The organism is Streptomyces sp. NPDC002851, from assembly GCF_053591935.1.
The window spans coordinates 1-5,520 of record NZ_JBSFUT010000081.1 but is presented as its reverse complement, the minus strand read 5'-3'; the positions used below and the strand labels follow the sequence as shown (position 1 = coordinate 5,520).

The following is a 5,520-nucleotide window of genomic DNA, read 5'->3' as shown; positions in this document are numbered from 1 at the left end:
AAAGTCGACAGCGCCCTCCACCTGCACCACCTCTCCACCGAACTCAACCTCGACCTCACCGCATTCGTCCTCTACTCCTCCGCCTCCGGCGTCCTAGGCAGCCCCGGACAAAGCACCTACGCAGCCGCCAACACCACCCTCGACGCCCTGGCCGCACACCGCCGCGCTCAAGACCTGCCCGGCCTCAGCCTCTCCTGGGGACTCTGGGAACCAAACGGCACCGGCCTCACAGCCCAACTCACACCAGCAGACCTCACCCGCATGCGCCGCCAAGGCTTCGGCGCCCTCACCCAAACCCAAGCCCTCACCACACTCGACACCGCACTCACCCAACCCCACCCCCACCTCGTACCGATCCGGATCGAGACCGCGGTGCTGCGCCGCGCGCTGGAGAGCGGTGAGGAACTGCCGCCCGTCTTCCGCTCCTTGGTGCGGGCCCGCCCCGGCCGGGCGGCAGGAAGCTCCACCGGGGGCGTCGGCTTCCGTGAGCGGCTCGCCGCCCTCTCCGAGGACGAGCGTCGTGCCGCCGTCATCGAGTTGGTGCGCCGCGAGATCGCCATCGTCCTCGGTGCCGCGGACCCGCAGGGCATCGCCACCGACCAGCCGCTCAAGGAGCTGGGCCTGGACTCGCTGATGGCCGTCGAGCTGCGGCGGCGGCTGGCGGCGCAGGTGCGCGGCACGCTGCCCGCGGACCTCGCCTTCACCCACCCAAGCCCGGATGCCCTGGCTACGTACCTCCTCGCCCAGGTCTTCGACAGCGCGCCGGACTCGCCGCGCGGGCCGTTGCCGCTGGAGCGCGCGGCCGGGCGCGCCGAGCACCCGGCGACGGAGGGGCAGCGCCGCCTGTGGTTCCTGGAGCAGATGAATCCGGGCACCGCTCAGTACCACGTGGCGATGCGGCTGCGCCCGGCCGGGCGCCTTGACCGCGAGGCGCTCGGTCTCTCCCTGAACTGGATGGCCGCGCGCCACGAAGCCCTGCGCACCGGCCTTGCGTCCCGAGACGGCCGACTCGTGCAGGTCGTCCACGAGGACGTCACCATTCCGCTGGCGTACGACGACCTGTCGGGGCTCGGCCCGGACGCGGTCGACGAGTGCATCCGGCAGGAAGAGCTCAAGGCGTTCGACCTCGGCGGCCCCTCGCTGCTGCGCGGTCGGCTCCTCGACACCGGCGCCGACGGTCAGATCCTGTGCCTGACCTTCCACCACTCCATGACCGACGGCTGGTCCCTGACCGTCTTCCTGCGCGAGCTCTACGACGCCTACCGCTCCTTCGTCTCCGGAACCGTGCCCGAGCGGCCCGAGCCCGCCCACCACGTGGGCGACTACGCCCGGTGGGAGCGCCGGAGTCTCGACGAGGGGGCGTTCGACGAGGCGCTGCGCTTCTTCCGGGCCGAGCTGGACGGCGCACCGATCCTGGAGCTGCCGCCGGGCCCGCAGGACGCACCACAGGGCGGCGACTCCGTCTACTTCTCGGTGCCCGCCGAGCTGCGAGAGCGGCTTGAGAACCTGGCCTCCGCCGCGTCCGTGACTCCGTACACCGTCTTCGCCGCCGCCTTCGCCGTGCTGCTCGGCCGCTACGCCGATCAGGACGACTTCACCATCGGCACGCTCTGGGCCAACCGGCAGCTGCCGGGCAGCTCCGACGTCCTGGGCTTCCTCACCAACACGCTGCCGCTGCGCTGCGACCTGACCGGGGACCCGGCCTTCACGGAGCTGCTGACCGCCGTACAACCCCGGGTCCTGGGGCTGTTGGAGCACCAGGGCGTTCCGCTCACGGAGGTGATGAAGGGGGTCGGGACGCCGCGGGCCGGCGACGACAACCCCCTGATCCGCGCCGTCTTCAACTACATGGGGGCCGACTTCCCCGCCCTCGGCGAGGGTGAGGACGCCTGGATCCTGCCGAACACGGCCGAGGGGGCGGGCAATGTGCGCGGCGCGTCGAAGTTCGCCCTCGGCATGAACCTCGCGCCGAGCGGCGACGGTCTCTGGGGCGAGCTGGAGTTCCTCTCCCACGTCATGGACCGCGCCGCCGCCGAACGGATGGTCCGCAACTTCCGGACGCTGCTGGAGTCGCTGGCTGACCAACCGCACCGCCGTATCAGCGAGTTGGACCTGCTTGACGCGGCCGAGCTGGCCTGGCTGGAGCAGCGGGGCGGCCTCGCTACCGCGCCCGACGACCGGGACCGGGTCGAGGACGGCACCACCGCCCTCGATCTGGTGCTCGCCCAGGCCCGGCGCACCCCGGACGCGGTCGCGCTGGTGTCGGACGGCCGCGAGCTGACGTACCGGCAGATGGTGGTGCGCGCCGGTCTGCTGTCGGAACGGCTGCGCGCGGCGGGCGTCACCGCCGAAGTGCCGGTCGGTGTGCATCTGCCGCGCTCCGCCGACCTGGTGGTCTCGGTCCTTGCGATCTGGCTGGCCAACGGTGCCTATCTACCGGTGGATCCGGGCTATCCGCAGGCACGCGTCGACTACGTCGTCGAGGACAGCGGGCTGACGGTCCTCATCTCGGACCGTCCCGTGGCCACCGACGCCAAGGTCGTTCTGATCTCGGAGATACCGGAGGCTTCGGAGGACGCGTCCTGGCCCGAGCCCGTCGCCCGCCCGGCCTTGTCGGATCTCGGATACGTCATTTACACCTCCGGTTCGACCGGCAGGCCCAAGGGCGTCCTGATCGAACACGGCCAGTTCGTCAACTTCTGCCGCAGCGTGGACGAGCGCATCAGCGGCGGTCCCGGAGACACCTGGCTCGCCGTGACCAGCCCGTCGTTCGACATCTCCACGGTCGAGCTGATCTGGACGCTGACCCGCGGCTACCGGGTGGTCATCGCCCAGGGCAGCGTCGGCGAGTGGCCGGACTACCGTTCGTACGGCCCGACGCATCTGCAGTGCACCCCCTCGCTCGCCCGCATGCTGCTCGCGGACGCCGGCGGCCGGGCGCTGCTCGGCGGCCTGGACCGCATGATCGTCGGCGGTGAGGCGCTGGACCGGCCGCTCGCGCGCAAGCTCCTGCGCACCGTGCGCGGCGGTGTCACCAACATCTACGGCCCCTCCGAGTGCACGGTGTGGTCCACGACCTGGCACGTAGAGCCCGGCGAGGTGTCCCTCGGCGACGCCGTCCTCAACACCAGCCTGTACGTCCTGGACAGCCACGGTGCCCGCGTGCCCCGCGGCAGCCGTGGTGAACTGTGGATCGGCGGCCGGGCGGTGACTCGCGGCTACCTCGGACGTCCCGAGCTGACGGCCGAACGCTACGTGGACGACCCATTCCGCCCGGGCGAGCGGATGTACCGCACGGGTGACCTGGTGCGCTACCGCGAGGACGGCTCGCTGGAATACTGCGGCCGCATCGACTCGCAGACCAAGCTGTACGGCCACCGCATCGAACTGGGCGAGATCGAGGCCGTCGCGGGCGAGCACCCCCGGATCGTGGAGTGCGCCGCCGTCGTACGCGAGGACACGGCGAACGAGCCCCGGCTGTACCTGTACTGGACCGGTCGGCCGACCGACGAGGACACCCTCAGGGCGTACGTCGCCGAACGGGTGCCCGCCTATATGGTCCCGGCCCGGCTTGTGCGCCTCGACGAACTGCCGCACACCCCCAACAAGAAGGTCGACCGCGGTGCGCTGGCCCAGCTGACCGCACCGGGCGGCGCCACGACCGACAGCGCCTCCGCCGCGCCGGCTCCGACCGTCGCCATTGCGGCCGACGCGGTCGAGGGCCTGGTGCGCCGGGCGTGGGCCTCGGCGCTCGACCGTAGCCAGATCGACCCCGACCGCGGCTTCTTCGAGCTGGGCGGCAGCTCCATGACGGCCCTGCACGTCCACACGAGGCTCTGCGAAGAGCTCGGCCGGGAGTTCCCGCTCTCCGCGATCTTCCGTTATCCGACGGTGCGGCAGCTCGCTGCCTTCCTGCGCGGCGAGGGCGAGGGGACCGGCACGTCCCGCACGGAGCGGGCCGCCGCGCCGCGCGCCGAAGGTGACGACGCCATCGCCATCGTCGGCATGTCCTGCCGGCTGCCCGGCGCTCCCGACGTCGACACCTTCTGGCACAACCTGCGCGACGGCGTCGAGTCGATCACCCGGTTCTCCGAGACCGAACTGCGGGCCGCCGGTATCCCCGACACGCTGCTCGCTGACCCGCACTACGTCCGGGCCAAGGGCCACGTGGAGGACGCGGACCTCTTCGACGCTTCCTTCTTCGACTACTCGCCCGCCGAGGCCGAGGTCATGGACCCGCAGCACCGGCTCTTCCTCGAATGCGCCTGGCAGGCCCTGGAGCACTCCGGCATCGTGCCGCAGTCCTTCGACGGCAGGGTCGGCGTCTTCGGCGGCTCCGGGTTCGGCGGCTACGCCGGTGAGGAGGTCAACGACATGTCGTCGTTCTTCCGCACCATGATCGGCACCAAGAACGACTACTTCGCCACCCGCGTCGCCCACAAGCTGAACCTCCGTGGCCCCGCGCTGTCCGTGCAGACCGCCTGCTCGACCGGCCTGGTCGCCGCCCATCTGGCCCGCGAGAGCCTGCTGCGCGGCGAGTCCGACGTCGCCCTGGTGGGCGCCTCGTCGCTGACCGTGCCGCTGAAGCAGGGCTACATGTACCAGGAGGGCCTGGTGCTCTCCGCCGACGGCACGTGCCGCGCCTTCGACGAGAAGGGCGGCGGCACCGTCTTCGGCAGCGGCGTCGGCGTGGTGGTGCTGCGCAGGCTCTCCGACGCGCTCGACGCCGGGGACACCGTGTACGCCGTGATCCGCGGCAGCGCCATCAACAACGACGGCGCCAACAAGGTCGGCTTCACCGCACCCAGCGTCGCGGGCCAGGCGCAGGTCATCGCCGACGCCCAGGCCGCCGCGGGCGTGGTGCCCGGCAGCGTCGGCCTGATCGAGGCGCACGGTACCGCCACCGCACTCGGCGACCCGATCGAGGTCCAGGCCCTGCAGGAGGTGTTCGGCGGGTCCGGCCGCGAAGAGCCCTGCGCACTCGGCTCGGTGAAGACCAATATCGGCCACACCGACGTCACCGCGGGCCTCGCGGGTCTGATCAAGGCAGCGCTCTGTCTGCACCATCGCGAGCTCGTACCGAGCCTGAACTTCGATCGGCCCAACCCCGAAATGGGCCTGGACCCGGACTTGTTCTACGTCAACACCGAACTGCGGGCGTGGGAACAGGACGGGCCGCGCCGCGCCGGAGTCTCCTCGTTCGGCATCGGCGGCACCAACGCCCACGTGGTACTCGAAGAGGCACCGCAGCCCGAGCCGGCGCCGGCCGCGGCGCTGCCCGCTGCCCTGCCCGTCGTGCTCTCCGCGCGCGACGAGAACGCCCTGCGCGAGCAGGCCGACCGCTGGGCCACCTGGCTCGGCGCCCACCCCGACGCGTCGATGCACGCCGTCGCCTCCACCGCTGCCGCCCGACGCACCCACTTCACCGAGCGGGCCGCGGTGGTGGCCGGTTCGGCGGTGGAGGCAGCCGAGGCGCTGACCGCCCTGGCCGAACACCGCTCCCACCGGGCCCTGTCACAG

Annotated in this window: 1 protein-coding gene and 1 pseudogene; both read left to right on the top strand. The window is 71.7% G+C overall.

Features of this window, described 5'->3' with window-relative positions:
• Positions 1-198, top strand: a pseudogene (locus tag ACWD10_RS38225) (KR domain-containing protein); the annotation flags it as partial.
• A gap of 63 nt (positions 199-261) precedes the next feature.
• The coding region (locus ACWD10_RS38220; protein ID WP_451098417.1) for an amino acid adenylation domain-containing protein at positions 262-5,520 on the top strand (5,259 nt) is incomplete at its 3' end.